The organism is Streptomyces sp. AB3(2024) (assembly GCF_041862025.1).
Classification (GTDB): domain Bacteria; phylum Actinomycetota; class Actinomycetes; order Streptomycetales; family Streptomycetaceae; genus Streptomyces.
This window is the reverse complement of sequence record NZ_JBGWAB010000020.1, coordinates 30,490-55,939: the sequence shown is the minus strand read 5'-3', so window position 1 is coordinate 55,939 and position 25,450 is coordinate 30,490. Positions and strand designations below refer to the sequence as shown.

27 protein-coding genes are annotated in these 25,450 nt (G+C 72.7%); 11 read left to right on the top strand and 16 right to left on the bottom strand.

Annotation, left to right across the window (positions count from 1 at the left end; genetic code table 11):
- Positions 1-168: 168 nt before the first annotated feature.
- The gene (locus ACEPPI_RS11625) at positions 169-654 is read left to right on the top strand and encodes a hypothetical protein (RefSeq protein WP_373915148.1); all 486 of its coding nucleotides are present in this window, start codon (positions 169-171) and stop codon (positions 652-654) included.
- 98 nt (positions 655-752) lie between these two features.
- On the opposite strand, the gene ACEPPI_RS11620 is transcribed toward ACEPPI_RS11625, so the two are convergent.
- The gene (locus tag ACEPPI_RS11620; RefSeq protein WP_373915147.1) at positions 753-2,036 is read right to left on the bottom strand and encodes an adenylosuccinate synthase; all 1,284 of its coding nucleotides are present in this window, start codon (positions 2,034-2,036) and stop codon (positions 753-755) included.
- Between the two features lie 184 nt (positions 2,037-2,220).
- On the opposite strand from ACEPPI_RS11620, the gene ACEPPI_RS11615 reads away from it, so the two are divergent.
- Positions 2,221-3,012 (top strand): diacylglycerol kinase, encoded by a 792-nt coding sequence (locus ACEPPI_RS11615; RefSeq protein WP_373915146.1) that lies wholly within the window; start codon positions 2,221-2,223, stop codon positions 3,010-3,012.
- A gap of 90 nt (positions 3,013-3,102) precedes the next feature.
- Here ACEPPI_RS11615 and ACEPPI_RS11610 read toward each other — a convergent pair whose 3' ends face one another.
- Positions 3,103-3,801, bottom strand: coding sequence for an alpha/beta hydrolase (locus ACEPPI_RS11610; RefSeq protein WP_373915145.1), 699 nt, complete (start codon positions 3,799-3,801; stop codon positions 3,103-3,105).
- Between the two features lie 81 nt (positions 3,802-3,882).
- Positions 3,883-4,362: a GbsR/MarR family transcriptional regulator gene (locus tag ACEPPI_RS11605; protein ID WP_373915178.1), complete on the bottom strand. Its 480-nt coding sequence runs from the start codon at positions 4,360-4,362 to the stop codon at positions 3,883-3,885.
- 75 nt (positions 4,363-4,437) lie between these two features.
- Between ACEPPI_RS11605 and ACEPPI_RS11600 the strand changes: the two genes are divergently transcribed.
- Together ACEPPI_RS11600 and ACEPPI_RS11595 are read left to right on the top strand one after the other, a co-directional pair.
- On the top strand, positions 4,438-5,340 hold the full coding sequence (locus tag ACEPPI_RS11600; protein WP_373915144.1) for an ATP-binding cassette domain-containing protein: 903 nt from the start codon (positions 4,438-4,440) through the stop codon (positions 5,338-5,340).
- Positions 5,337-6,911, top strand: coding sequence for an ABC transporter permease (locus tag ACEPPI_RS11595; RefSeq protein ID WP_373915143.1), 1,575 nt, complete (start codon positions 5,337-5,339; stop codon positions 6,909-6,911). The genes ACEPPI_RS11600 and ACEPPI_RS11595 overlap by 4 nt, the downstream gene beginning before the upstream one ends.
- Positions 6,912-6,974: 63 nt before the next feature.
- Here the strand turns inward: ACEPPI_RS11595 and ACEPPI_RS11590 are convergent, their stop codons facing one another.
- The 7 genes from ACEPPI_RS11590 to ACEPPI_RS11560 form a co-directional block, all read right to left on the bottom strand.
- Positions 6,975-8,192, bottom strand: a complete 1,218-nt coding sequence (locus ACEPPI_RS11590; protein WP_373915142.1) for a cytochrome P450 — start codon at positions 8,190-8,192, stop codon at positions 6,975-6,977.
- A gap of 191 nt (positions 8,193-8,383) precedes the next feature.
- On the bottom strand, positions 8,384-9,043 hold the full coding sequence (locus ACEPPI_RS11585; protein WP_373915141.1) for a response regulator: 660 nt from the start codon (positions 9,041-9,043) through the stop codon (positions 8,384-8,386).
- Entirely contained in the window at positions 9,040-10,368 is a 1,329-nt protein-coding gene (locus tag ACEPPI_RS11580; protein ID WP_373915140.1) for a sensor histidine kinase, read from the bottom strand. Before ACEPPI_RS11580 ends, ACEPPI_RS11585 begins: the two co-directional genes overlap by 4 nt.
- A gap of 88 nt (positions 10,369-10,456) precedes the next feature.
- Positions 10,457-11,128 carry a response regulator gene (locus tag ACEPPI_RS11575; protein ID WP_373915139.1) on the bottom strand — a complete coding sequence of 224 codons (672 nt, stop codon included), beginning with the start codon at positions 11,126-11,128 and terminating at the stop codon, positions 10,457-10,459.
- Positions 11,125-12,426, bottom strand: a complete 1,302-nt coding sequence (locus ACEPPI_RS11570) for a sensor histidine kinase (protein WP_373915138.1) — start codon at positions 12,424-12,426, stop codon at positions 11,125-11,127. Before ACEPPI_RS11570 ends, ACEPPI_RS11575 begins: the two co-directional genes overlap by 4 nt.
- 10 nt (positions 12,427-12,436) lie before the next feature.
- Complete coding sequence (locus tag ACEPPI_RS11565) at positions 12,437-13,645, bottom strand: acyltransferase (protein WP_373915137.1); 1,209 nt, start codon at positions 13,643-13,645, stop codon at positions 12,437-12,439.
- Positions 13,638-14,636 (bottom strand): alpha/beta hydrolase, encoded by a 999-nt coding sequence (locus tag ACEPPI_RS11560; protein WP_373915136.1) that lies wholly within the window; start codon positions 14,634-14,636, stop codon positions 13,638-13,640. Before ACEPPI_RS11560 ends, ACEPPI_RS11565 begins: the two co-directional genes overlap by 8 nt.
- Before the next feature lie 281 nt (positions 14,637-14,917).
- Between ACEPPI_RS11560 and ACEPPI_RS11555 the strand changes: the two genes are divergently transcribed.
- Positions 14,918-15,397: an HIT family protein gene (locus ACEPPI_RS11555; RefSeq protein ID WP_373915135.1), complete on the top strand. Its 480-nt coding sequence runs from the start codon at positions 14,918-14,920 to the stop codon at positions 15,395-15,397.
- A 53-nt stretch (positions 15,398-15,450) separates the two neighbouring features.
- Here ACEPPI_RS11555 and ACEPPI_RS11550 read toward each other — a convergent pair whose 3' ends face one another.
- The 5 genes from ACEPPI_RS11550 to ACEPPI_RS11530 all read right to left on the bottom strand — a co-directional run bounded on the left by ACEPPI_RS11550 (position 15,451) and on the right by ACEPPI_RS11530 (position 19,472).
- The gene (locus ACEPPI_RS11550; protein ID WP_373915134.1) at positions 15,451-16,080 is read right to left on the bottom strand and encodes a LysE family translocator; all 630 of its coding nucleotides are present in this window, start codon (positions 16,078-16,080) and stop codon (positions 15,451-15,453) included.
- A gap of 5 nt (positions 16,081-16,085) precedes the next feature.
- Positions 16,086-16,493, bottom strand: a complete 408-nt coding sequence (locus ACEPPI_RS11545; RefSeq protein ID WP_373915133.1) for a nuclear transport factor 2 family protein — start codon at positions 16,491-16,493, stop codon at positions 16,086-16,088.
- An 81-nt stretch (positions 16,494-16,574) separates the two neighbouring features.
- Positions 16,575-18,134: a protein kinase gene (locus ACEPPI_RS11540; RefSeq protein ID WP_373915132.1), complete on the bottom strand. Its 1,560-nt coding sequence runs from the start codon at positions 18,132-18,134 to the stop codon at positions 16,575-16,577.
- A 173-nt stretch (positions 18,135-18,307) separates the two neighbouring features.
- Positions 18,308-18,832, bottom strand: coding sequence for a MarR family winged helix-turn-helix transcriptional regulator (locus ACEPPI_RS11535; protein WP_373915131.1), 525 nt, complete (start codon positions 18,830-18,832; stop codon positions 18,308-18,310).
- Positions 18,825-19,472: a DJ-1/PfpI family protein gene (locus ACEPPI_RS11530; protein ID WP_373915130.1), complete on the bottom strand. Its 648-nt coding sequence runs from the start codon at positions 19,470-19,472 to the stop codon at positions 18,825-18,827. Before ACEPPI_RS11530 ends, ACEPPI_RS11535 begins: the two co-directional genes overlap by 8 nt.
- Positions 19,473-19,648: 176 nt before the next feature.
- Here ACEPPI_RS11530 and ACEPPI_RS11525 point away from each other — a divergent pair, with 176 nt between their 5' ends.
- From ACEPPI_RS11525 to ACEPPI_RS11515, 3 genes are all read left to right on the top strand, one after another.
- Positions 19,649-21,001, top strand: a complete 1,353-nt coding sequence (locus ACEPPI_RS11525; RefSeq protein ID WP_373915129.1) for an aspartate aminotransferase family protein — start codon at positions 19,649-19,651, stop codon at positions 20,999-21,001.
- A 131-nt stretch (positions 21,002-21,132) separates the two neighbouring features.
- Positions 21,133-21,804 carry a GntR family transcriptional regulator gene (locus tag ACEPPI_RS11520; RefSeq protein ID WP_373915128.1) on the top strand — a complete coding sequence of 224 codons (672 nt, stop codon included), beginning with the start codon at positions 21,133-21,135 and terminating at the stop codon, positions 21,802-21,804.
- 133 nt (positions 21,805-21,937) lie between these two features.
- On the top strand, positions 21,938-22,588 hold the full coding sequence (locus ACEPPI_RS11515) for a hypothetical protein (RefSeq protein ID WP_266840022.1): 651 nt from the start codon (positions 21,938-21,940) through the stop codon (positions 22,586-22,588).
- 60 nt (positions 22,589-22,648) lie between these two features.
- Here ACEPPI_RS11515 and ACEPPI_RS11510 read toward each other — a convergent pair whose 3' ends face one another.
- Positions 22,649-23,380: an SLATT domain-containing protein gene (locus ACEPPI_RS11510; RefSeq protein WP_373915127.1), complete on the bottom strand. Its 732-nt coding sequence runs from the start codon at positions 23,378-23,380 to the stop codon at positions 22,649-22,651.
- A 270-nt stretch (positions 23,381-23,650) separates the two neighbouring features.
- On the opposite strand from ACEPPI_RS11510, the gene ACEPPI_RS11505 reads away from it, so the two are divergent.
- From ACEPPI_RS11505 to ACEPPI_RS11495, 3 genes are all read left to right on the top strand, one after another.
- Entirely contained in the window at positions 23,651-23,995 is a 345-nt protein-coding gene (locus tag ACEPPI_RS11505) for a YbaB/EbfC family nucleoid-associated protein (RefSeq protein WP_373915126.1), read from the top strand.
- Positions 23,996-24,100: 105 nt separating this feature from the next.
- Positions 24,101-24,700 (top strand): recombination mediator RecR, encoded by a 600-nt coding sequence (gene recR, locus ACEPPI_RS11500; protein WP_030228593.1) that lies wholly within the window; start codon positions 24,101-24,103, stop codon positions 24,698-24,700.
- On the top strand, positions 24,693-25,340 hold the full coding sequence (locus tag ACEPPI_RS11495) for a DUF5063 domain-containing protein (protein ID WP_373915125.1): 648 nt from the start codon (positions 24,693-24,695) through the stop codon (positions 25,338-25,340). Before recR ends, ACEPPI_RS11495 begins: the two co-directional genes overlap by 8 nt.
- The last annotated feature ends 110 nt before the right edge of the window (positions 25,341-25,450 follow it).

Here is a 25,450-nt window from a genome sequence, read left to right as displayed (position 1 = left end):
GACGGAAACGACGGACACGTCCGGCGGTCCGACGATCCGGCCCCCGCCGGACCGGTGCCGGGCCGCCCTGCGAGGGCCGGCCCTTGAGCACGCCGCGCACCGCGATGCCGTCCCGGATCTCGGCGCGCCCCGCGCCCTTCCCCCTTCTCCCTCGTGGGAGGCAGCACCATGAACCGACGTACGCGCCTGATCCTGCTCACCTCCGTGATGGCGGGCTCCCTCGCCCTCGGCCCCGCCGCCCTCTCCATGGCCTCGGCCCCCCGGGCCGTGCCCGCCGCCACGTGTTCCCTGTCGGGCGTCCTGCCGGACGGCACGGTGAGCATCTCCGGGGGCGGGTTCCAGCCGGGGCCCGCCTTCCTGGAGTCGTCCACGGGCGTCGGCGCGGGCTTCAGCATGAACCCGGACGGCACGTTCAACATCGCCAAGGCGAAGGACGGCCAGTACTCGGTCCGGCAGGGCTCGACGGTCACCAAGTGCAGCGGCGGTGGCGGCGGCACGACGGCGCCGATGGGTACCACCTTCAAGGCCGGCGTCGTGGCTGGCTGGGACGCGGTCAAGGCCGACTGCAAGGCGACGGCTCCGCCCTCGGCCAACCAGCAGTTCAGCCAGGGCTGGAACAAGGGCGCCGCCGTGGCGAAGGAGGCCTTCTGCTGACCGGGACCCGCGCGCGGAAAGGCCCCGTACGACCGAGCGGGGCAGCCGGCGGTCGTGCCGGCTGCCCCGCTCGGGGGTGGTGCGGGTGCTGCGGGTTCCTAGAGGAACGAGTTGATCTCGATCGTCTCGGTGCGGCCGGGGCCGACGCCGATCGCGGAGATCGGGGCGCCCGACATCTCCTCCAGGGCCTTCACGTACGCCTGGGCGTTCTTCGGGAGGTCGGAGAAGGTCTTGGCCTTGGTGATGTCCTCGGACCAGCCCGGGAGGGTTTCGTAGATCGGCTTCGCGTGGTGGAAGTCGGTCTGCGAGTACGGGAGCTCCTCGACGCGCTTGCCGTCGATCTCGTACGCGACGCAGACCGGGATCTCCTCCCAGCCGGTCAGCACGTCGAGCTTGGTGAGGAAGAAGTCCGTCAGGCCGTTGACGCGGGTCGCGTAGCGGGCGATCGGGGCGTCGAACCAGCCGCAGCGGCGGTCACGGCCGGTGGTCACACCGCGCTCGCCACCGATGCGGCGCAGGGCCTCGCCGTCCTCGTCGAACAGCTCCGTCGGGAACGGGCCGGCGCCGACGCGGGTCGTGTAGGCCTTGAGGATGCCGATGACGCGGCTGATCTTCGTCGGGCCCACGCCGGTGCCGGTGCAGGCGCCGCCGGCGGTCGGGTTCGAGGAGGTGACGAAGGGGTACGTGCCGTGGTCGACGTCGAGCAGGGTGCCCTGGCCGCCCTCGAAGAGCACGACCTTGTCCTCGTCCAGCGCGTTGTTGAGGATCAGGGTGGTGTCGGCGACGTAGCCCTTGATCTGGTCCGCGTACTGGAGCATCTCCTCCACGATCGCGCCGGCCTCGATGGCACGGCGGTTGTAGAGCTTCGCGAGGAGCTGGTTCTTGCCCTCCAGCGCCGCTTCGACCTTCTGGGCGAGGATCGACTCGTCGTAGAGGTCCTGGACGCGGATGCCGACGCGGTTGATCTTGTCCGCGTAGGTCGGGCCGATGCCGCGGCCGGTCGTACCGATCTTGCGCTTGCCGAGGAAGCGCTCGCCGACCTTGTCGAGGGTGACGTTGTACGGCGTGATCAGGTGCGCGTTACCGCTGATCAGCAGCTTCGAGGTGTCGATGCCGCGCTCGTTCAGGCCGCGCAGCTCGGAGAGCAGGACGGCGGGGTCGACGACGACACCGTTGCCGATGACCGGGGTGCATCCGGGGGAGAGGATGCCGGAAGGGAGAAGGTGCAGCGCGTACTTCTGGTCGCCCACGACGACCGTGTGGCCGGCGTTGTTGCCACCCTGGTAGCGCACTACATAGTCAACGGATCCACCGAGCAGGTCGGTGGCCTTTCCCTTGCCCTCGTCACCCCACTGAGCTCCGAGCAGCACAAGAGCGGGCACAGGCGTACACCTCTTCCGGATGGGGCATGTCCAAGGTCAGGGGGCGTACGACGATGTACACCGCAGGCTGAGCCGTCGGACCGGTACCCCGGAATAGACGAAGGCCCTGGCGCAATAGCGCAAGGGCCTCTTGCACAAAGATGCTACCCGAGGAAGGACCGAGGTGTCGGCTCCAGAGCCCACCATGAGCCATGCGGGCGCGCCGGTCGGCGGCCTGCTCGTGCTCGTCGACCCGGTCGCCCGCCGTCTTGACGGCGAGTCCGTGCGAATCGCGAAGGATGTGTTGTCAGCGGGGGCGGCGGCGAAAATCTGTCTCCCCGATTCGCAGGAGGAATTTGCGCGGGCCCTCGCCCGCCGGGGTCATCGGCGGCCGGTGATCGTGGGCGACGACCGGGCGCTGGTACGGGCCGTGGCGCTGCTGCACCGGGAGCGGGGGCCGGTGGACCGGGTGCTCTCGCTGGTTCCGGTGGGGCCCGCGGGGTCGCTGGGGCTGGCCCGCTCGCTCGGCGTGCCGCTGTCGGCGGTGCTCGGGGCGCGGGCGGCGCTGGACGGGGTGCCGCGGCCGCGGGACCTGCTGGTCGACGACAGCGACGGGGTGGTGCTGGGCGGGCTGCGGATCGCCGGTCCGCCGGCGGCGCGGCGCGGCGGCGCGTACCGCTCGCTGCTGCGGACCCTGCTGACCGGCCCGGCGGCGGCGCCGCACCGGCTGAGGGTGGAGGTGCAGGTGGACGGGGTGGTGCTCGCGGACGTGGACCAGCCCGTGGAGGACGTGGCGGTGCGCACGGGCGAGCGGGGCGGGCCGGCCGAGGTCGTCGTCCGGCTGGCGGGGGCCGCACCGCTGACGGGGCGGGCCGAGGCGGTGACGGTGTCCGGGGCGGACTTCCGCTACCGGGCCGACCACGTCCTGACCGGCCCGGTCCGCCGCCGCACCTGGACCCGCCACCCGGCGGCCTGGGCCCTCACGCTGCCGCGCTGAGGCCTGCTCACGGGGCGGCGGGCGTTCGGGGCCGGGCGTTCGGGGCGGTACCCGGGGCGGCACCCGGGGCCGGGTGCCGCCCGGTGGCCGTTACCGGCCTGCCACGTCGTTCGCGGCGGCTTCGATCAGGTCCGTCACCGGGCCCGGCTGGGAGGCCAGGGAAGCGTGCGAGGCGTCGAGTTCGACCGCCTTGCGGGGGTCCATCCGTGCGGCCATCCGGCGTTCGTTGTCCGGGTGGATCATGTGGTCCTGGGTGGACACCTGGTACCAGCAGGGCTTCGTCCGCCACGCCGGGTCGCTGACGGCGTCCCCGAACGTGGACGCCAGGGGGGCCTTCCGGGTCACGGCCATGACCCGGGCCTCGTCCTCGGTCAGGTCCTGCGCGAAGCTCTCGCGGAACTTCTCCGGCCGCACCCACAGGTACCCGTCGGAGTCGGGGGCGATGTTCTCGAAGGCCGCCAGAGGCAGTTCCTGGCTGATCCCGCCGGGGCTCTCGCCCGCGTCGGGTGCGAACGCCGCGACGTAGACCAGCCCGGCCACGTTCGGCAGGGTCCCGGCCTCGGTGATGACGGCCCCGCCGTAGGAGTGGCCGACCAGCACCACCGGCCCGCTGATCTGGCGGACCATCTTGCGGGTCCGTTCCGCGTCGTCGGCCAGGGAGGTCAGCGGGTTCTCCACCGCGTGGAGGTCTTCGTATCCGCGGCGGTGGAGTTCGGTGATGACCTTGGACCAGTGGGCGGCGCCGCCCCAGAATCCGTGGACCAGGACGATGGCGGGCTTGTCGGACATGGATGGCTGGCCTTCCGGCAGGGTTCGGGGGTCCGTTGCCCCGCCCACGCCAGGCAGACCCCCGGGCCCCCGCCACCGTTGCTACGGCAGGTCGAGCGTCGCGCGGTGGGCGCGCCAGCGGTCCATCATGCCGAGCATCTCGCCCTGCAGGAACTCGAAGAACGCCGCCGTCTCCGCGATCCGCGCGCCCGCCGGGGAGCCCTCTCCGAGGCCGGCCGCGCCCTCGCGCAGGGTCTTCTCCCACAGGGTCAGGACCTGGTCCCGGCGGGTGAAGGTCTCGTACCAGAGCTCGTTGTGCAGGACGTACCGGTCGCGGCGGGAGCCCGGTTCGCGCTCCCGGCTGACCATGTCGACCTGCGTCAGGTAGGCGACGGCGCCCGATACCGCCGCCGGACTGATCTGGAGCGCCTCGCCCAGTTCCGCGGAGGTCATCGATCCCCCGTCGCTCGCGAGCAGCCGCGCGAAGACCCGGGAGGCCATGCGCTGCATGCCCGCCTCCGTGAGCTGCGCGGCGAACCGCTCCACGAAGCGGGATACCGCTTCCTCGTCCCGTACATCCATCGCATCCGCCACCTTTCAAACTTTACGCGATTCCTGAGCTTCACAATTTTGTGAAAGTAGCGTACGTTCAGAAACATGACGAAGGCAATCAGCGTCGCCGGGCTCCACAAGGCGTTCGGCCGTACCCACGCACTGGACGGACTCGACCTCGACGTCACCGCGGGCGAGGTCCACGGGTTCCTCGGCCCCAACGGCGCCGGGAAGTCCACCACCATCCGGGTCCTGCTCGGCCTGCTGCGTGCCGACGCCGGGACCGTCAGCCTCCTCGGCGGCGACCCGTGGGCCGACGCGGTGGCGCTCCACCGCCGCATCGCCTACGTCCCCGGTGACGTCACCCTGTGGCGCAACCTCTCCGGAGGAGAGGTCATCGACCTCTACGGCCGGCTCCGCGGCGGCCTCGACCGGGCGCGCCGCACCGAGCTGCTGGAACGGTTCGAACTCGACCCGACCAAGAAGGGCCGTACGTACTCCAAGGGCAACCGTCAGAAGGTCGCCCTGGTCGCCGCCTTCGCGTCGGACGTCGAGCTGCTGATCCTGGACGAGCCCACCTCCGGCCTCGACCCGCTGATGGAGGAGGTCTTCCAGAGCTGCGTCGCCGAGGCCCGTGCCGCCGGCCGCACCATCCTCCTCAGCAGCCACATCCTCAGCGAGGTCGAGACCCTCTGCGACCGCGTCAGCATCATCCGCACCGGCCGCACCGTGGAGACCGCCACCCTCGCCGAAATGCGCCACCTCACCCGTACGTCGATCACCGCCGAACTCGCCGGACCGCCGAACGGCATCGCGCACCTGCCCGGCGTGTACAACGTCGACGTGCGCGGCCTGAAGGTCAGCCTCCAGGCCGACACCGACAAGCTGGACGCCGTGCTGCGCTCGCTCACCGCCTCGGGCGTGCGGTCGCTGACCTCGACCCCGCCCACCCTCGAAGAGCTCTTCCTCCGCCACTACACGACCGCTGACGAGGCGAACGCACGATGAACCGACAACTGGCGGGCACCGGCGCGCTGCTCCGGCTGGCCCTGCGCCGCGATCGCGTGATGATGCCGGTGTGGGTCCTCGTCACCGGCCTGCTGGTGGTGAGCATGCCCGGTTCACTCGGAAAGGTGTACGGCACCGCCGCCGAACGCGCCGAGCTCGCCTCCTCGATGAACGCCAACGGCTCCATGCGCGCCCTGTACGGGCCGGTCTTCGGCGACTCCCTCGGCGCGCTGACCTCCTGGCGCATGGGCGTCTACGGCGCCGTCCTCGCCGCCGTGATGAGCCTGATCATCGTCATCCGCCACACCCGCGAGGAGGAGGAGACGGGCCGCCAGGAAATGCTGTCCGCCGCCATGGTGGGCCGCCGGGCCCCGCTGACCGCGGCGCTGCTCGCCGCCCTCGTCGCCAACGCGTGCGTCGTCCTGCTCATCGCGGGCGGACTCGCCGGGCAGGGCGGGCCCGGCGCCCTCGCGCTCGGCCTGGTCATCGGCGGCGCCGGTCTGCTGTTCGCGGGGATCGCGGCCATCGCCGCCCAGCTCACCGAGAGCGCCCGCGCCGCCAAGGGGCTCACCTCCGCCGTCCTCGGCGCCGCTTTCGTGCTGAAGGCCGCCGGCGACGCCGGTACCCCGGACGGCGCCTCCGCCCTGACCTGGATCTCCCCGCTCGGCTGGGTGGAGAACGCCCGCGCCTTCGCCGCCGAACGCTGGTGGGTGCTCCTCCTGCCCGTCGCCGGAGCGGCGCTCACGACCGGGGCCGCGTACCTGCTCTCCGGCCGCCGCGACCTGGGCATGAGCTTCCTGCCCGCCCGGCCCGGACCGGCCGAGGGCCGGCTCGGCACGGCCGGGGCCCTGGCCTGGCGGCTCCAGCGCGGCAGCCTCATCGGCTGGGGCGCGGCCTTCCTCGTCGCCGGGCTCGTCTTCGGCGGCATGGCGGACGGCGCCGCCGACGTGGTCGGCGGCAACGAGAAGTCCCGTCAGATCATCGAGCGGATGGGCGGGCAGAGCGGGCTCACCGACGCCTTCCTCGCCGCGATGGCCGGACTGCTCGGCATGATCGCCGCGCTCTACGCGGTCTCCTCCGTGCTGCGGCTGAACGGCGAGGAGAGCGCGCAGCGCGCCGAACCGCTGCTCTCGAACGCCGTCGGGCGCCTGCGCTGGGCCGGCGGTCACCTCGCCGTCGCGTTCGGCGGCTCGGCCGTGATCCTGCTGCTGGCCGGGCTCGGACTGGGCATCGGGCACGGCCGGGACATCGGTACGGCCGTGGGTGCCTGCCTCGCGCAGCTCCCTGCGGTGTGGCTGCTCGGCGCGCTGGCGGCGCTGCTGCACGGCGCGCTCCCGAAGTACGCGGTCGCGGGCTGGGCGGTCGCCGGAATCGCGCTGGCCCTCGGCTGGATCGGCCCGGCGCTCGACCTCCCCCAGTCGGTCATGAACGTCTCGCCCTTCACCCACCTGCCCAAGCTCCCCGGGTCGGAGGCCCTCGACTGGGCTCCGCTGCTGACCCTGACCGTCCTCGCGGGGGCTCTGGTCGCGGCAGGACTGGGCGCGCTGCGGCGCCGGGACCTGACGGCGTAGCCGCGGGCAAAGACCACGAGGGGCCCGGGCCCCGGCCGTCCGGCCGGACCCGGGCCCCCGTCATCAGCACTCCACGAGCAGTTCGCGCAGGCCCCGGATGACGTAGCCGTCCCCCCACTGCGGCTCCCTGACCAGGCGCAGCGGGGGGAGCGCCGGGTCGAGCAGGGAGCCGAAGGAGGCCGCGAGCTCCAGCCGGGCCAGGGGCGCCCCCAGGCAGTAGTGGATCCCGGCCCCGAAGGTCAGGTGCGGGTTGTCGGCACGCCAGAGGTCCAGCACGTCGGGGTTCTCGAAGCGCGCCGGATCCCGGTTCGCAGAACCGAACAACAGTGCGACTTCGGAGCCGCGGGGGATCGGGGTGTCCCCGATCAGGATGTCGTCGAGCACCCAGCGCTCGAACATCTGGAGAGGCGTGTCGAAGCGCATGAGTTCATCCACAGCTGTGGACAACTTTTCGGGATCCGCCGCTCCGGGGTCCGCGCGCAGCCGTGCGAGCTGCTCGGGATTGCGGAACAGGGCCCACCAGCCGTTGACCGTCGTGTTGACGGTCGCCTCGTGCCCGGCGTTCAGCAGGAGGACGCAGGTGGAGATCATCTCCTGCTCGCTGAGCCGGCCCTCCTCATCGTGGGCGGCGATCAGGCCGGAGATCAAATCCGCGCCGGGCCGCTTGCGCCGCTCGCCGATCAACTCCCGCAGGTACGCGCTGAACTCCACGCTCGCGGTCACCGCGCGCCGGGCCGTCTCCGGGGCCGGCCGGAGCTCGAACATCCCGCAGATGTCCGCCGACCAGGGCCGCAACAGCCCCCGGTCCGTCTCCGGGACACCCAGCAGCTCCGCGATCACCGCCACCGGCAGCGGCTCGGCGACGGCGGTCAGCAGGTCCCCGCCCCCCGCCCGGCGCAGCCCGTCCGCCAACTCCCGGGCCAGCCGCTCCACCGCGGGCGCGAGCCGCTCCACGGTGCGCGGGGTGAAGGCCTTCGCCACCAGGCGCCGCACGCGCGCGTGCGCGGGATCCTCCAGGTCCAACAGGCCGTTCCCGTTGAGCACGTGAAAGGGCTCGTGCTCGGGCGGCGGCGCCTCCCGGCCGAACTCCTCGTGGCTGAAGCGGTGCAGGTAGGTCCGCCCCAGCCGCCGGTCCCGCAACAGGGCGCTCACATCGGCGTAGTGCGGGACCAGCCACTGCCCGGTCGCCTGCGACCACACGGCCCGCCCCTGCTCCCGCAGCTCCCGGTAGGCGGGGTACGGGTCGGCGACGAACTCGGCATCCCACGGATCAAAGCCCATTCCCGCAGACTAGCCCCGCCCCGCCGGGAACCCCTGGACCCGGCCCGGAACCCCGGCCCCTCCCGACAAGCCCCCGACAGTCCCCCAAGGGGCCCGGCCCGGACGCGGCCCGTAAGGCGGCCCGTAAGGCGGCCCGTAAGGCGGCCCGTAAGGCGGCCCGTAAGGCGGCCCGTACCCGGCCCGGACGGGGCCTAAGTCGGCGTCACCAGTCGTGTCTCGTAAGCGAACACCGCCGCCTGCGTCCGGTCGCGCAGGCCCAGCTTCACCAGGATCCGGCTCACATGCGTCTTGATCGTGGACTCCGCGACCAGCAGCCGGTCCGCTATCTCCCCGTTGGACAGGCCCTGTGCGATCAGCACCAGTACCTCCGTCTCCCGATCCGTCAGCTCCGGCACCCCCGCCGGATCGGCGGCCCGCGGGGCCTGCGCCAGCTTCGAGAACTCCACGATCAGCCGCTTCGTCACCGAAGGGGCCAGCAGCGCCTCCCCGGCCGCCACCACCCGCACCCCTTCCGCCAGCTGACGGGCCGACGCGTCCTTCAACAAGAACCCCGAAGCCCCCGCCCGCAGTGCCTGGTACACGTACTCGTCGAGGTCGAAGGTCGTCAGGACCAGCACCTTCGCGTCCGCGTCGGCCGCCACGATCTTCCGGGTCGCCTCCAGGCCGTTCATCTCCGGCATCCGGATGTCCATCAACACCACGTCAGGCCGCAAGGCCGCCACCTGCGCGATGGCCTGCCGGCCGTCGACGGCCTCGCCGACGACCTCGATGCCCTCCATCGCGTTCAGCAGGACGGAGAAGCCCTCGCGGACCATCATCTGGTCGTCGACGATCAGCACTCTGATCGTCATACCGGGTCCTCCTCCGACTGCGGTCGGCTGCGCACCGGTATGAACACCGCCACCTCGTACCCGCCCGAAGGGCTCTCCCCGGCCGTGATCTCCCCTTCCAGCATGGCCACCCGCTCCCGCATCCCGGTGATCCCGTGCCCGGCCCCCGGCGAAGGCGGCACGTGTCCGACGGCCGGGCCGTTGACGACCCGTATCCCCAGACCACCCAGCACGTACGACACCTCGACCTCCGCCAGCGCTCCCGGCGCGTGCCGCAGGCTGTTGCTCAGGGCCTCCTGGATGATCCGGTACGCCGACAGCTCCACGCCCTGCGGCAGCTCGCGCACCGCACCCGTGACGGTCTTCTCCACGCTCAGCCCGGCCTCCCGCACATTGGTGAGCAGCCCGTCCAGCGCGGCCAGCGTCGGCTGCGGGGCGTCGGGCGCCTCGTAGTCCGCGGACCGCACCACCCCCAGAACCCGGCGCAGTTCCGTCAGGGCCGCCACCGCGTTCTCCCGGATGGTGACGAACGCCGCCTCCAGCTCCGGCGGCGGATTCTTCACCCGGTACGGAGCCGCCTCCGCCTGGATCGCCACCACCGACATGTGGTGCGCGACCACGTCGTGCAGCTCCCGCGCGATGGTCGTCCGCTCCTCCAGCAACGTCCGCCGGTCCCGCTCGAAGGCCGTCACCTCCAGCACCGCCGTGACCTCCTGCCGGGCCTCCCGGCGGGTGTTGCGCACCGTCACCAGCAGCAGCGCCACCGCCGAGGCGAAGGCCATCGGCCCGATGCTGCCCGCACGGTCCGCGCCGAACAGGATCTGCAGGGTCGTCCCGAACAGCACGGTGATGACCCACATCCAGCCGGCCACCCGAGGCCTGGTCCGCAGTCCGACGAAGACCATCACGGCGAGGTAGCCGACGAAGGTGCCCGGGGACCAGGGCCAGGTGAAGATCCGGTCCTGCAGCACCGAGAGCACGACCGTGGCCGCCAGCGCCGCCCAGAAGGCCCCCATGGGCCGCACCAGGGTCATCAGCACCGGCGCCGCGGCCACCAGCCCCGCCAGGGTGAGCGGGGCCGGCGCCATGCCGTGCATCCCGCTGGTGCTCGCCAGCAGGACCACGAAGAACGCCGTCACCACCACCGCCGCGTGCGGCAGATAGGCGGCTCGGTACCGTATCCGCTCCGGCAGGCGACGGACGATCGGCCCGTCCGTTCGCATCGGGGCGAGCGGACGGTAGGCGAAGGCATCTGTGAGCATGTCGTCACGCAGGCTCTGCATCAAGCCCGAGGCCAGCCTCAGTTCGGGCGGTCGGGGAGTGGCCCCCGTGGTCGTCTGGGTCATGCTCAAACCGTAGGCCGCGTCCCCCGTGGTCCGCGTCGGCGCCGAAGGGGATTTCCGGGGGTCCCCCGCAAGTACTACGCGGCCTTCCTCAGTAGCCCGCCGGACGGACCAGACCCGTCTCGTACGCGAACACCGCGGCCTGCGTCCGGTCACGCAGACCCAGCTTCACGAGGATCCGGCTCACATGGGTCTTCACCGTCTGCTCGGCCACGGTCAGATGCCCGGCGATCTCCGCGTTGGACAGCCCCTGGGCGATCAGCGACAGCACCTCCGTCTCCCGTTCCGTCAGCTCGTCGATCCGAGCCCGGGACGGCGCCCGCGGGGCCCCCAACCGGGAGAACTCGGTGATCAGCCGCTTCGTGATGTTCGGCGACAGGAGGGCCTCGCCGGCGGCCACCACCCGCACCGCCTCGGCGAGCTGGTCCGCCGAGGCGTCCTTCAGCAGGAAGCCGGAGGCTCCCGCGCGCAGCGCCTCGTACACGTACTCGTCGAGGTCGAAGGTGGTCAGCACCAGCACCTTCACCCTCGACTCCGGCACACCGGTGATGATCGAGGTGGCCTCGATACCGCCCATGCCGGGCATGCGGATGTCCATCAGCACCACGTCCGGCCCCAGTTCGGCGACCTTCGCCACCGCGTCGGCGCCGTCCACGGCCTGCCCGACCACCTCTATGTCGGGCTGCGCGTTCAGGAGGACGGTGAAGCCCTGCCGGACCATCATCTGGTCGTCGGCGATCATCACCTTGATCGGAGTGCTCATGCGTCCTTCTTCGTCTCGGAGGAGCCGCCCGGCGGGTCCATGGGCAGGACCGCGCTCACCTCGTACCCGCCACCGGGACGAGGCCCGGCGGCCAGCTCGCCCCCCAGCATGCCCGCCCGCTCCCGCATGCCGAGCAGCCCGTGCCCGGCACCGACCGACGGCGGGGCTGCACGGGAGGGCGCCGAGTTCGCGACGCACAGGTGCAGTTCACGCGGCCCGTAGGCGATCCCGACCTCGACCCGCGAACCGGGCGCGTGCCGCAGACAGTTGCTCAGCGCCTCCTGGACGATCCGGTACGCGGTCAGCTCGACCCCCGGCGCCAGCGGCCGCCTTATCCCCGCCACCTCGGTGATGACGTCCAGCCCGGCCCCCCGCACGTTGTCCACGAGGCCGTCCAGCTCCGCGAGGGTGGGCTGCGGATGCTGCGGCGCCGCGGGATCACCGGGCTGCTCGGACCGCAGCACCCCCAGGACCCGGCGCAGTTCCGTCAGGGCCTCCAGGGCGTTCTCCCGGATCCCGGCGAGGTTCTCCTTCAGTTCCTCGGACGGATTCTCCACCAGGTGCGGGGCGACCTGGGCCTGGATGGAGATCACCGACATGTGATGGGCCACCACGTCGTGCAGCTCACGGGCGATCCGGCTGCGCTCCTCCAGCAGGGTCCGCCGGGCCCGTTCCTCCTCCGTCAGGGTCTCCTGGACGACGAGCTGCCCCCGGGCCAGCCGCACCGCGCGCAGCGAGTACCCCAGGAGCCCCACGATGCCGAAGACCAGGCTGGACGTGAAGAAGCTGGTGGTGCTGTGATCCGGTTTGAAGAGCAGCTCGGCCACCGCCGAGAGGCCGACGGGGACGGCGACGACCGCGACGGTGGCCCGCGGCGGCACACGCAGGGCGGCCAGCAGGATCAGCGGTGCCAGGGCGAAGAACCCGGCGGGCATCCACGGCCAGGACTGGCCCTGCCCCACGTCGTAGTGGATCGTCCAGGCGATCAGGCCGGCCGCGATCAGGCCCAGCCACCAGGCGGCGATCGGGCGCGACAGCGCCACCGCGATGGGCACCCCGGACATGAGGGCCAGCACCAGCGAGGGCCCGCCGGTGACCCGGTAGTGCGACAGCTGCTCGTTGGTGAGGAAGCAGAAGAGCACGGCCAGGTAGAGCACCACCGCGTGTGGCAGCCGGGCCAGCCACCGGGGCCTGGACATCCGGGGGAGCGGATCCCGCCGCAGGGTCAACAGCTCGCCGATCACACGGCCCTTGGCGAGGAGGGCGGTGTCCGCCCGGGATGCGCGTTGTTCGGTCACGCGGATCACCCTAAACACGGCCGGCCTCCTCGAACCGGGCCGACCGCGGCACCGGCACCCGCGGTGCCGCGGAGATCACGGCCGTGCGCGTGGTGCGGGCGGCCCGAGGCTGCTCGTGTACCCGGAAGGCGGACCAGCAGACGGTCAGGGCGGCCGCGAACGCCGGCAGCCACAGCAGTCGCGCGAAGATCCAGCCGACCGAGCCGGGCGTGGTGTGGAGTCCGGGCAGATCGGTGGAGAACAGCAGCCCGACGGCGGTCACGGTCATCAAAGCGGTCTGGTGCCACAGGAAGACGGTCATCGCGGACAGGTTCAGCAGGGCCACCTTCGCCCAGGTGCGGGGCCGCCTCATGACCCGGGCCAGCGGTCCGCGCACCAGCAGGGCCAGCCCGCACTGGGCCAGGCCGAAGGCGACGGCGGCCAGCGTCGGCGGGTTCAGGTTGGACACGGCAGCCCCCGGCACCCCCACCATGGAGGCCGGGTACCCGCCCCAGAGAATCAGCGCGGCGGTGGCGACCCCGCCGCCGACCAGCAGGAACAGGGACTGCCGGCGCCGGGAGAAGGCCCCCCGGGACCAGGCCGCGCCCAGGGTGTAGGGGACGAGCCAGCCGGCGGCGACATTGACCCAGCCGATCCACTCCGGCCCGCCGAAGCCGAACCGCCACGCGTCCGCCCCGGCCACCACGGCCAGTGGCCACAGCGGACTGATCCGGGCGACCAGCGGGGTCGCCGCGGTGAGCGCGGCGAACACCAGCAGGAACCACAGGGGCGACCACACCAGCTTGAGCAGCGTCCGCACGGTCTCCGGCTCGGCGCCGCCCAGCAGCAGCCCGCCCGCCACGATCGCCCACAGCGTCAGCACCGCGGCCACCGGCCGGAACAGCCGCCCGAGGCGCTGTCGGACCCAGGCGCCGTACGAGACTCCACGCGCCTTCGCCGAGGCGTGGCCCTGCGCGGCGACATGACCGCCGACCAGGAAGAACACGGACAGGGTCTGGAACACCCAGGACACCGGGGCCAGCCAGGGCATGGCGGCCAGCGGGCTCGCGCCGTGCAGGCTGCCGTCGGTGACGGTCAGGGCGGTGACCAGCCAGTGGCCCAGTACCACCCCGAGGATCGCGAAGGCCCGCAGGGCGTCCACGGACCGGTCCCGGTGAGCCGGAGTCGCGCTGTCGACGCGGTCCGCGAGGGCGGACCAGCGGGTGCGGAGCTCACGCATGGGAGGCCTCCTGGCGGGTGGGGGAGGCGACGGGGCCGGTGAAACCAGCGGAGCCGGCGGCCGGGCCGATGACGATGCGGGCCAGGCTGTCCAGGGACTCCATGCCGGGCTTGAGGTAGTCGCTGTGTCCGGCGGAGCCCGCCGCGAAGAGCCGGGCACCGAAGGCGGGATCCACCGGGTCGGTACCGAAACCGAGACCGGCGAAGCGGGCATGGGGAACCTCGCTGATCCAGTCCCCGCTGCCCCGGCCGGCCCACACCCGCGCCCCGGTCGGCATCCGGTCGGCGGACGGGAGACCCGTGCCGGGACTCCCGTAGAGCACGACGTCGCCCACACGGGGGCCGGTCCCGGTCCGGGCGCAGACCACCGAGCCGTACGAGTGGCACAGCAGGGAGATCCGGGCGTCGGCGCCGGTCATCTCCCCCAACCGGTTCAGGAACGGCCCCAGTTCGACGGCTGCCTCCTCGGCGCGGGCGGCCGTCAGGACCGTGGTGCTGACCGTCCCCGGGGTGTCGTACCCGAGCCATGCGACCACCGCGGAGCGGGGATGCTCCCGCTGGAGCCGCTGCTGGAGGGAGCGCGCACCGTCGCGGAAGCGCTGGTAGGTGTCCAGCGTCGTGTCCGAGCCGGGCACCAGGACGGCGATCCGGTCGGCGGTGCCCAGATCGCCCAGCACCTCTATGGCACGCCCCTGCCCCCGGCCGTCGAAGGTCAGGAACTGCGCCCCGCCCTGCTGCCCCGGCGCGGCGGCCGCCATCGTCCGCAGCTTCTCGGCGCGGCCGGTCCGCCCCGCGTCCCGAGCCATGCGCGAGGCCTCGCCGATCGCGGCGAGGTTCGCCGTGTAGCGGCTCTGCACCGTCGCGGACGGGGCGAAGGACGCCGGGACGGGCGCGGGAACCTTCGGTGAGGCCGCCGCGGACACGGGGACCACGACGGCCGCGGCGACGAGGCCGGCCAGCAGAGTGCGGCGGATGCGGCTGCCCATGGTCATGGCGTGCCCTTCTTCCCTGACTTCGTTGGGAGAGCGGGCAATCACCCGCTCTCCCAACGAAGTTAGGAATCAGCCCCCCTGGTCGGCGTCACGCTCCGGAGCGGCCTTTCTCCGTAGCTCTCAGGTATGACAGGCACTACCTCAGAGCCAGCCGGACGACCTCGGCCACCCACCGTGAGCCCACCGCGAGCCCACAGGGATCCGACCCGGGACCCGACCGGGAGCCGACCCGGAACCCGACCCCAAGGGCCGCTCGCCGGCGCTGCGTTAGGGTCCGTGGCATGAACACGAATGACTGGAGGCGCGACCGCATCGGCAGCGCGCACCGGGGCGAGAACCCCACCGTCCTGCGCCGCCTCGATTCGGGGTTCGCAGCCATCGGGGACCGGCAGTTCCTGCCCGGCTACTCGGTCCTGCTGACCGACGACCCGGCCGTGACCCGCCTCTCCGAGCTGCCCCGGTCCCGCCGCATCGCCTACCTCACCGACCTGGAGCGCCTCGCCGAGGCCGTCGAACGCGCCTGCGCCCGCCTCGACCCGGCCTTCCGCCGCGTGAACATCGAGATCCTGGGAAACACCGACCCCTACCTCCACGCCCACATCTGGCCCCGCTACGACTGGGAGCCCGACGACCTCGTCGGGATGCCGGTCTGGCTCTACGAGGACGAGGAGTGCTGGCGCGGCGAGCGCCACGCCCTCGCGCCCCGGCACGACGGGCTGCGCGCCGCCATCGCCGGGGAGCTGGAGACCCTCCTCGGGTAGCAGCCCCTCCGCCCCGCCGGCCCTCCGCCCTCTCCCGCCCTCCCTCCCCGGAGCTACGCCGCCGAGGTCGCCACGCGCACCCCGAAGCCGATCAGCACGACCCCCGTCACCCGGTCCATCGTCCGGCGGACGCGCGGGCGCGTGAAGAACCGCCGGGCGTGCGACAGGACGTAGACGTACGTGCTCAGCCAGAGCAGGGTCAGCAGCACGTGGACCAGGACGAGGAGCGCCATCCCCGCCGCCGGGCGCAGGCCGTGCGGCGCGAGGGTGGGCAGCAGCCCGGTGTAGAACACGGCGATCTTCGGATTGAGGGCGTTGCTGACCAGGCCGGTCCGCCAGGCGCTCCCGCTCCCGCCGCGGGCACCGCTCGCGGCCCCGTCGGGGCCGCCTTCCGAGCCACCCCCCGGTCGGCGCAGGGACTGGATGCCGAGAAAGCACAGGTACGCCGCGCCCGCGAGCTTGACCACCAGGTAGACCTCGGCCGAGGCGGCGAGCAGTGCGGCGAGACCGGCCACGGTCAGGGCGCCCCAGAGCAGCAGCCCGGCGGCGATCCCGCCGACGGTGCGCAGCCCGTCGGCCCGTCCCCGTGAGACGGCCCGCCGGGTGACGATGGCCATGTCGGGGCCGGGGACGAGAGTGAGCAGGGCCAAGACGCCGGTAGCCGCGGCGAGTTGCGTGAGCACACGGCTCAGTCTGCCACCAGCGGTTCGACGTAAACGGCTCTCCAGCGGGGCGCAGGGTCTTGTCCAGGGCTGGTCCAGTACTCCCTCGCGCCGACGATCTCCCCGTCGCACACGGTCCACAAGGAGACGGCCCGGTAGACGACGTGCTCCTCGGGTATCTCCACCTCGGTGACGACGAGGTCCCCGTCCGCGAGGATGCGCAGCACCTCGACCGCGCCGAGGGACCTTTCGTCGTCCGCGGAGTCCTCCCCCTCGTCGCGGAGCACGGCGACGAAGTTGGCCCTGCCGACGATGCGCTCGCCGCTGACCGGCCACTCGATGACCGCGTCCTCGGCAATGAGCGCGGCCACGCCGTCCCAGTCGCGTGCCTCGATCCGCTCCCACAGTTGTGCCACTACCTTCAACGGCTCCATGTGCCGCAGTGTGCGATGGCCTCCTCGTACGCAACAAGCTTTGCTTGCAGTCTTATTGACTTCGACACAATCGGCTGCCGACTACTCCCGGTGATACGTGAGAGGGGGGTTCGATCCCCCCTCCAGCTCGCGCCGCAGGGTGCCGTCGGGCAGCAGCCGCAGCCGGCTCCGGCCGCCGGGAGTGCAGGTGGGAGGGGTTCCGGAGACGAGGGTGGAGGCGTCGAGCTCCACCGGGTCGGGGGCGCCGCGCAGGGTGGCTCGCCAGGAGCAGGAGTAGCCGGGGTCGTCCACGCGCAGGGTCATCACGGGTTCGCCGACCGCGCCGGGGGTGAGGTCCAGGCGCCAGGTCGCGCTGCCGGAGGCGGCCCGCCAGGTGCCGGCGTAGGGCTGGGGGAGGCGGGCGGCCGGGCCGCTGCCCGTGGAGGTGCCGGTTCCGGGGTCCTTGGGGTCCGCGGGGCCCGCCCCGGTGGGCGCGGACGAGGCGGAGGCGGTGACCGCCGGGCCCGCAGGAAGGGGGGCCGGGGTGGTGCTCATCACCGCGTACACCGTGCCGCCCGCCGCCGCCGCGACCACGACGGCGACGGCCACCAGGAAGGCGGTCGACGCCGCGTGGGGCCGGGGCGCCGGTTCGGCGGGCGGCCCGTAGGAGTACGACGGGGGCAGGGCCGGGGGCGGGGGCGCCACCGCGGTGGGGGTCGGGAGGACGACATGCCGCGGACCGGAGTCCTCGCGGTCGAGGAGCTGTACGGCGTGCCGTCCGAGCCGGTCCACGAGCGGCGCCGGAAGCCACGGTTCCAGGGCGCGCCCGTCCGCCACCGTGCCGCCCGCCCCGACCCGGTCCAGGACCGCCGCCGGATCGGGCCGCGCCGCGGGGTCCTTGCGCAGGCAGTCCGCGACCAGTTCCCGCAGTTCGGCCGGTACGCCGTCCAGCTCGGGTTCCGCTTCCACGATGCGCAACAGCAGCCCCGCGGCCCCGCCGGGGTGTTCCGCGTCGCCGAAGGGCAGCCGCCCGGTGGCCGCGTAGGCCAGCACGGCGCCGAGGCAGAAGACGTCGCAGGCCGGAGTGACCGCCTCGCCGCGGACCTGCTCGGGAGCCATGAACCCGGGCGAGCCGACCAGTTCCCCCGGCCGCGTCAGACCCGCGTCGCGGGTGTCGAGCGGGCGGGCGATGCCGAAGTCGATGACGCGGGGTCCGTCGAGGGTGAGCAGGACGTTGGACGGTTTCAGGTCGCGGTGGATGAGGCCCGCGCGGTGGATGTCCTGCAGGGCGTGCGCGAGTCCGGCGGCCAGGATCAGCACGGTACGGGTGGGAAGGGGGCCGAAGTCGTGCGCCACGGCCCGGCGCAGGCTCGGCCCGGCGATGTACCCGGTGGCGAACCAGGGGACTTCGGCCTCGGTGTCGGCGTCGAGGACGGGAGCGGTCCACGCGCCGCCGACCCGGCGGGCGGCCGCGACCTCCTGGCGGAACCGGGCGCGGAACTCTTCGCGGAGGGCGAGTCCGGGATGGACGAGCTTCACCGCGACGGTGCGGCCGCGGTCGGACCTGGCCAGATAGACCTGGCCCATGCCGCCGGCGCCGAGGCGGGACAGGACGCGGTACGGGCCGACGTGTTGGGGGTCGGTGGGGTGCAGCGGTTCCATCGGCGGTTGGTCCTTCCCCCGGGGGCGGGCCGACGGGCCGAGCGTAGTTCGCTCCGCGGGGGAGGGGGAGTATCGCGCCGGTCCGGTCCGCGCGGGTCCGACCGCCGCGCGGCGCCGGGGGTGTTGCGGTGCGGCTCAAAGCCCCAGGGGCTCCGCCCCCGGACCCCCGCGCCTCAATCGCCGGCGGGGCTGGACTCCGGTTCGGCGGGGCCGGAATCGGGGCCGGATTCATGTTCGGTGATGGTGGTCAAGGCCGCCGAGAGGTGGTCCAGGACGCGGGTCGTCTCGGCGAAGGCCTCGTCGCCCAGCTCCGCCGCCAGGCGGGTGGCCAGGTCGGCGTGGCCCGGGTCGATGCGGGCGATCGCGGCGCGCCCCTCCTGCGTCGGGCGCAGCAGCTTCGCGCGGCGGTGGGCCGGGTTCGGGGCGTACGCGGCGAGGCCGTCGGCCACCAGCAGGTCCGCCACCCGCTGCACGCTCTGCCGGGTGATCCCCATGGCCCGCGCGATGCCCGCGACCGGCAACGGCTCGCGCAGCACGGCCCCCAGGACCTGCCACCGGGCCGCTGTCAGCCCGGCCGGGCGGGCCAGCTCCTCCGACAGCGCGAGGAACTGCCCGTTGAGGCGGAAGACGCCGAGCGCCGTGCCGCTCAGCAGGTCCTGCCGCTCCCGCAGCGAGAGCGGAGGCAGTGGCTCAGGCATCTCCGGCCTCCGCCGCGGCCATCAGCACCGGGTAGGCGCTCGCGTCGGAGTCGTGGAACAGCCGGTACCAGGCGTCCAGTACGTCCGGCCGGTAGACGCCGAGCCGCGCGAAGACCTCGCGGGCGAAGGCCACCGGCTCGGTCGGACCCGCCGTGATCAGGTCGCCGTCGGTGACGGCGTCGGCCTCCACGTAGTGCGCGGCGCCCCCGTACCCCGGCTGCTGCGCCAGGTGGAAGGAGGCCGCGCCGGTGTGGGCGCGCCCGTCCAGGAGGCCCTCGCGGGCGAGGCCCGCCGTGGCCCCGCAGATCGCCGCGACCGGGACCCCGGCCGCCAGGAACGCGCGCGCCTTCGCGGCGAACGGGGCCAGCTCGTCACCCGTCTCCCAGAGCGAGGCGCCGGTCAGGATCAGCAGCGAGGAGTCCTCGGGGCGCAGGTCCGCGAGGGCCAGGTCGGGCTGGATCCGGATCCCGCCCATCGTGGTGACCGGCACCCCGGCGGCGGGGCCGACCGTACGGACCGTGTGGCCGCGCTGGGCGAGGTGCGCCGTGGTGTGGCCGGTCTCCCAGTCCGCGTACGTGTCGTAGACCGCGAGGTGGACGGGCTTGGACTCGGGCCGGGGCCCGCTCGGGGTTCCGCTCATGGTGCTCGCCTCCGGATCGCAAGGGGTCTCTGACGAGAGCTGTATGACAAGAGGCTGTCATTTTGGGAGTGTGCTGTCAATGTGCGGTTTCGGCAGACAGACTGCCGAGGGCGGGCGCCCACCCCCATACAGTCCGCCGATATCCCTTCCGACCTGCGCACTTCTAGCGTGACGGCATGACCCCTCATGTCACCGGTGCGGCCGTCAAGGCCGCCGACCGCGCTCACGTCTTCCACTCGTGGTCCGCCCAGGCCCTGATCGACCCGCTGGCCGTCGCCGGGGCCGAGGGCTCGTACTTCTGGGACTACGACGGGAACCGTTTCCTCGACTTCTCCTCCCAGCTGGTCAACACCAACATCGGCCACCAGCACCCCAAGGTGGTCGCCGCCGTGCAGGAGCAGGCCGCCCGGCTCTGCACCCTCGCGCCCGGTTTCGCCGTGGACGTCCGCTCCGAGGCCGCACGCCTCATCGCCGAGCGCACCCCCGGTGACCTGGACAAGATCTTCTTCACCAACGGCGGCGCCGAGGCCGTGGAGAACGCCGTCCGGATGGCCCGGCTGCACACCGGCCGCCAGAAGGTGCTGTCCACCTACCGCTCGTACCACGGCGCCACCGCCGCCGCGATCAACCTGACCGGTGACCCGCGCCGCTGGCCCTCCGACACGGCCGCCGCCGGGGTCGTGCACTTCTGGGGCCCGTTCCTCTACCGCTCGCCCTTCCACGCGACGACCGAGGCCGAGGAGTGCGAGCGCGCCCTCGCCCACCTCGCCGACACCATCGCCTTCGAGGGCCCGGCGACCATCGCCGCGATCATCCTGGAGTCGGTGCCGGGCACCGCCGGGATCATGACCCCGCCGGCCGGGTACCTGGCCGGGGTGCGCGAGCTCTGTGACCGCAACGGCATCGTCTTCATCCTCGACGAGGTCATGTCGGGCTTCGGCCGCACCGGCAAGTGGTTCGCCGCCGAGCACTGGGACGTCACCCCGGACCTGATCACCTTCGCCAAGGGCGTGAACAGCGGATACGTGCCGCTGGGCGGCGTGGCCATCTCCGCCGCCATCGCCGAGACCTTCGCCACCCGCCCCTACCCGGGCGGACTGACCTACTCCGGGCACCCGCTGGCCTGCGCCGCCGCCGTCGCGACGATCAACGCGATGGAGGAGGAGGACATCGTCGGGAACGCCGCCCGCATCGGCGCCGAGGTGATCGCCCCGGGCCTGGCCGCGATCGCCGAGCGGCACCCGTCCGTCGGCGAGGTGCGCGGGCTCGGCACCTTCTGGGCGCTGGAACTCGTACGGGACAAGGAGACGCGCGAGCCGCTCGTCCCGTACAACGCGGCCGGTGTCGCGAACGCGCCGATGGCCGAATTCGCGGCGGCCTGCAAGGCCTCCGGTCTGTGGCCGTTCGTGAACATGAACCGGACGCACGTCGTCCCGCCCTGCACGGTCACGGAAACCGAGGCCAAGGAGGGTCTGGCACTCCTCGACGAGGCCCTGGCGGTCGCCGACCGGCACACCGCGGGCGCGTAGTCCGACGGGGCCGGACGCCGGATCGTCCGGATAACGGGCGGTACATCCGTATATCGGCCGTGTAACCGATCGGTTTCAGCCGCGCTGCCTGGCCTAAGGTGTCCGAAGATCTACGGAGGAGACGGACCCCTATGCCAGGCAGCGGAAGCGGAGCCGTCACCCGCAACACACTTCGGCAGCAGATCGCGGACGCGCTGCGCGACGAGGTGCTCGCGGGCCGTCTGCCGCCGGGGACCGAGTTCACGGTCAAGCAGATCGCCGAGCAGTACGAGGTCTCCGCGACCCCGGTGCGCGAAGCGCTGGTCGACCTCTCGGCCCAGGGGCTGCTGGAGTCGGTGCAGCACCGCGGGTTCCGGGTGCGGACCTACACCGTCGACGACTTCCGGGGCATGATCGAGGCCCGCACGCTGATCCTCGACGGCATCTTCCGCTGCCTCGTCGAACGCGGCGTCGCGTCCGGAGCGGCCGAGATGCTGGTGTCGGTGCGCCGTCGCGGGGAGGAGGCGCGCAGGGCCGCCCAGAGCGGCTCGCTCGAAGTGCTCATCGGCTACGACCTGCGGTTCTGGCGGGAGCTCAGCGGGCTGGTCGGCAACCCGTACATCTCCGAGTTCCTGCACCGGATCCGGATCCAGTGCTGGGTCTTCTCCGTACCGCACCTCCAGGGGTCGCCGGAGCTGCGGACCACGCTGTGGGACGGGCACAACGAGCTGGTCGACGCCGTGACACTGGCCGACGCCGACGAGGTACGGCGCCTCGTGCGCGCCTACAACCAGCACGGTCTGGACTGGGCCGCCGGGCTCTGAGGGGCCGCCGTGGCCGCCCCCGGTTCCGCCCGCCCGCCGTCCCGGGTTCTCCCGGGTTCTGCGCACCCCTTCGCGGAGGGTGTCCGGAGCACTACTCTGACCGGATCGGCGGCAACGACTGATCGGAGTCCGCATGGCCTGTGACCTGTGGCTGGTCCCCCTTGTCGACGTGCTGTGCCACAGCCCCGACAACCCCTTCGCGGAAGAGATCGCCTCGTACGACAAGGCGCTGGGCGAGGCGGGTCTGCCATCGGTGCCCGTGTTCGCCTACATGCCGGGCCTGAGCGGGGACGTGGCCCCGGTGGCCGGTTTCGACTACGACGCCCTGCACTTCCTGCGGCGGGCGTACCTGCTCCAGATCTGCGGGCTGCCGGTGACCCCGGTGGACGAGCTCGGCGGGGACTACGAGCAGCTGCTGGAGATGTTCGAGCCGACGGCGCAGCAGTCCCACCTGGTGTGGCACTACGACCACGCCGGGGCGTACGTCCCGGTGGACTTCCCGGCTCCGCTGGCCAACGAGGAGCTGCTGGCGGGGGGCGGCCCGCTGGGATCGGCGCAGGGGCTGCTGCGGGAGCTGGCCTTCGTGGCCCCCGCGATCGGGATAGACCCGGGGAACCCGCCGGCCGCGCCGGCGCCGCCCGGCGGGCCGACATCGCTGGAGGAGCCGGCCGGGCCGATTCCGTACGACGCGAGCCCCTTTGCGCGGGAGCGGCACGTGTGGCTGGGGCTGCACGCGGCGGCGACGCGAAGCCTCGGACAGGGATCGATGATCATCTTCAGCTGAGTGGCCGCCCGGCCGCGGCTGCGGGGCACGGGGCACCGGGCGGCGCCCCGTGCCCGTGCCTCAGCGGGGCTGCTCCGGCGGCCGCTGGCGGGGCATGTTCGGGCGGGTGCCCGGCGGGAGCGGGAACCGGGCCGGGGGCACGTACGCGTCCGGGCGGACAGGGGCCCCGGCCAGGGACTGCATCACCAGCGGCGCCGGACCCGCGCGGAACTCCACCATCCAGTCCGCGGTCTCGGAACGCACCAGCTCCGTGACGTCCTCCGAGAACCGGCGCAGCACCGTCAGGCACCGCTCCGCGGCCTCGCCGGCGGTGCCCTCCGTCGGGCCCAGCACCTCCCGCACGTTCTCCGAGGCCCAGTCGAACTGGAGGGTCTGCAGGCGGCGCTGCACCGCCTGGGCGGTCGCGACGTCCCGCATCCAGCCCGAGGTCAGCCCGAAGAACCGGTCGCAGGCCAGGCACGCGGCGGCGAGCAGCAGCGACAGGTACCCGTACGAAACCACGCCCGGCGCAGAGCCCGTCAGCTCCAGCAGGGGCATCGCGGCCCCCGCGACGGCGCCCAGGGCCGCGCCGGCCCGCAGCGTCCGCGCGCCCCGGCGCTTCCAGGCCCGGTCGGAGAGGTACCACTCGGCGGTGCGCAGAGCGTCGGCCTCCACCCGGCGGTAGAGCTCGTCGAGCCGCTCCGCGGGTTCGCCCCAGTCCCCGAGCGGGAACGGCCGGCCGGTCAGGTCGCCGTCGCCGTCCTCCGCGGGATCCCGGGGTGGCCCCTCGGGCTGCATCTCCGGCTGACTCACCCGGCACTCCCTCTGCCTGCGCTGACGTCTCTGTGGTGCGCGTGTGCGCAATGATGCGCATGCTCTTCCTACCTTCGAATGACGCGCGATGGACAACGAATCCCGGGTTTTCCGCCCACACGGAGGGCGCCATCAGGTACGCGCACGCCCCGACTCTCACTCGAAAGAGTTGGTCCTCCCGGCGTAGGGCGCGGCGCGCGGGGAGCACGTAGGCTCGGATTGACCGAGCGTTCCCGAAGGTCGTAGCGACGACGTATGGAGTGAGCACCTGTGATTCCCGGTGGTGGCCAGCCCAACATGCAGCAGCTGCTCCAGCAGGCCCAGAAGATGCAGCAGGACCTCGCCGCCGCGCAGGAGGAGCTGGCTCTGGCCGAGGTCGAGGGCCAGGCCGGAGGCGGTCTGGTCAAGGCCACCGTCACCGGCTCCGGTGAACTGCGGACGCTGGTGATCGACCCGAAGGCCGTGGACCCGGAGGACACCGAGACCCTCGCCGACCTGGTGGTCGCGGCGGTCCAGGCGGCCAACGAGAACGCGCAGGCGCTCCAGCAGCAGAAGCTGGGACCGCTGGCCCAGGGCCTGGGCGGCGGCAGCGGGATCCCCGGCCTCCCGTTCTGACCCGGTTCCGGGACCCGTGCCCGAGCGGGGCCCGGCTCCCGGTGGCACGGGCACCGGAGACGTCCCGAAGACCAACAGAGAAGACCAGAGAAAGAAGGCAGTCCGTTGTACGAAGGCGTGGTCCAGGACCTGATCGACGAACTGGGCAGGCTGCCCGGCGTCGGGCCCAAGAGCGCGCAGCGGATCGCCTTCCACATCCTGCAGGCCGAACCGACCGACGTCCGCCGCCTCGCGCACGCACTGCTGGAGGTCAAGGCCAAGGTCCGGTTCTGCGCGGTGTGCGGGAACGTGGCGCAGGAGGAGCGGTGCGGGATCTGCCGTGACCCGCGCCGCGACACGACGGTCATCTGTGTGGTCGAGGAGCCGAAGGATGTCGTCGCGATCGAGCGGACCCGCGAATTCCGGGGCAAGTACCACGTCCTCGGCGGCGCGATCAGCCCGATCGAGGGCGTCGGCCCGGACGACCTGCGCATCCGCGAGCTGCTCGCGCGCCTCGCGGACGGGACGGTCACCGAGCTGATCCTGGCGACCGACCCGAACCTGGAGGGCGAGGCGACCGCCACCTACCTCGCCCGCATGATCAAGCCCATGGGCCTCAAGGTCACCCGCCTGGCCAGCGGGCTCCCCGTCGGGGGAGATCTGGAGTACGCGGACGAGGTCACGCTCGGGCGGGCCTTTGAAGGAAGGCGACTTCTCGATGTCTGACGCAACGCTGCACGCCCTCGGACAGGATCCGGACGACTTCGCGGCCTCGATCGCGGACCAGATCGAATCCTTCATCGTCGCGGTCACCGAGGTGGCCAAGGGCGAGGACCCGGACAGCGCCGTTCCCTTCCTCCTCCTGGAGGTGTCCCAGCTGCTGCTGGCGGGCGGCCGGCTGGGCGCGTACCAGGACGTCCTCCCCGAGGAGCGCTACGAGCCCGACCTGGGCCCGGAGCCGGACGTGGACGACCTGCGCGAGCGCTTCGCCGTCATGCTGGAGCCGGTCGACGTCTACTCCGAGGTCTTCGACCCGTACGAGCCGCGCAAGGCCCCGGTCGCGCACCGGATCTCCGACGACCTGGCCGACGTGGTCGCCGACCTGCGCCACGGCCTCATCCACCACCAGGCCGGCCGGATCACCGAGGCGCTGTGGTGGTGGCAGTTCTCGTACTTCACCAACTGGGGTCCGACGGCCTCGGCCACCCTGCGCGCCCTCCAGTCGCTGATCGCGCACGTCCGCCTGGACCAGCCGCTGGCCGCCCTCGACGGCCTCGACACGGACGAGGACCTGCCCGAGGAGGAGCTCGCGGAGCAGGCCGGACTGGTCATGGCCGAGGAGCTGGGGCGGCTCGGCCGCAAGTGACGGCAACCGGGGCGCTGATCCTTTCGTCTCATGATGTGGCACGGGGCGGTCGGATCCCGACCGCTCGTTAGACTGCACCAGCAATGAGACGGACCGAGCGAGGAGCGCAC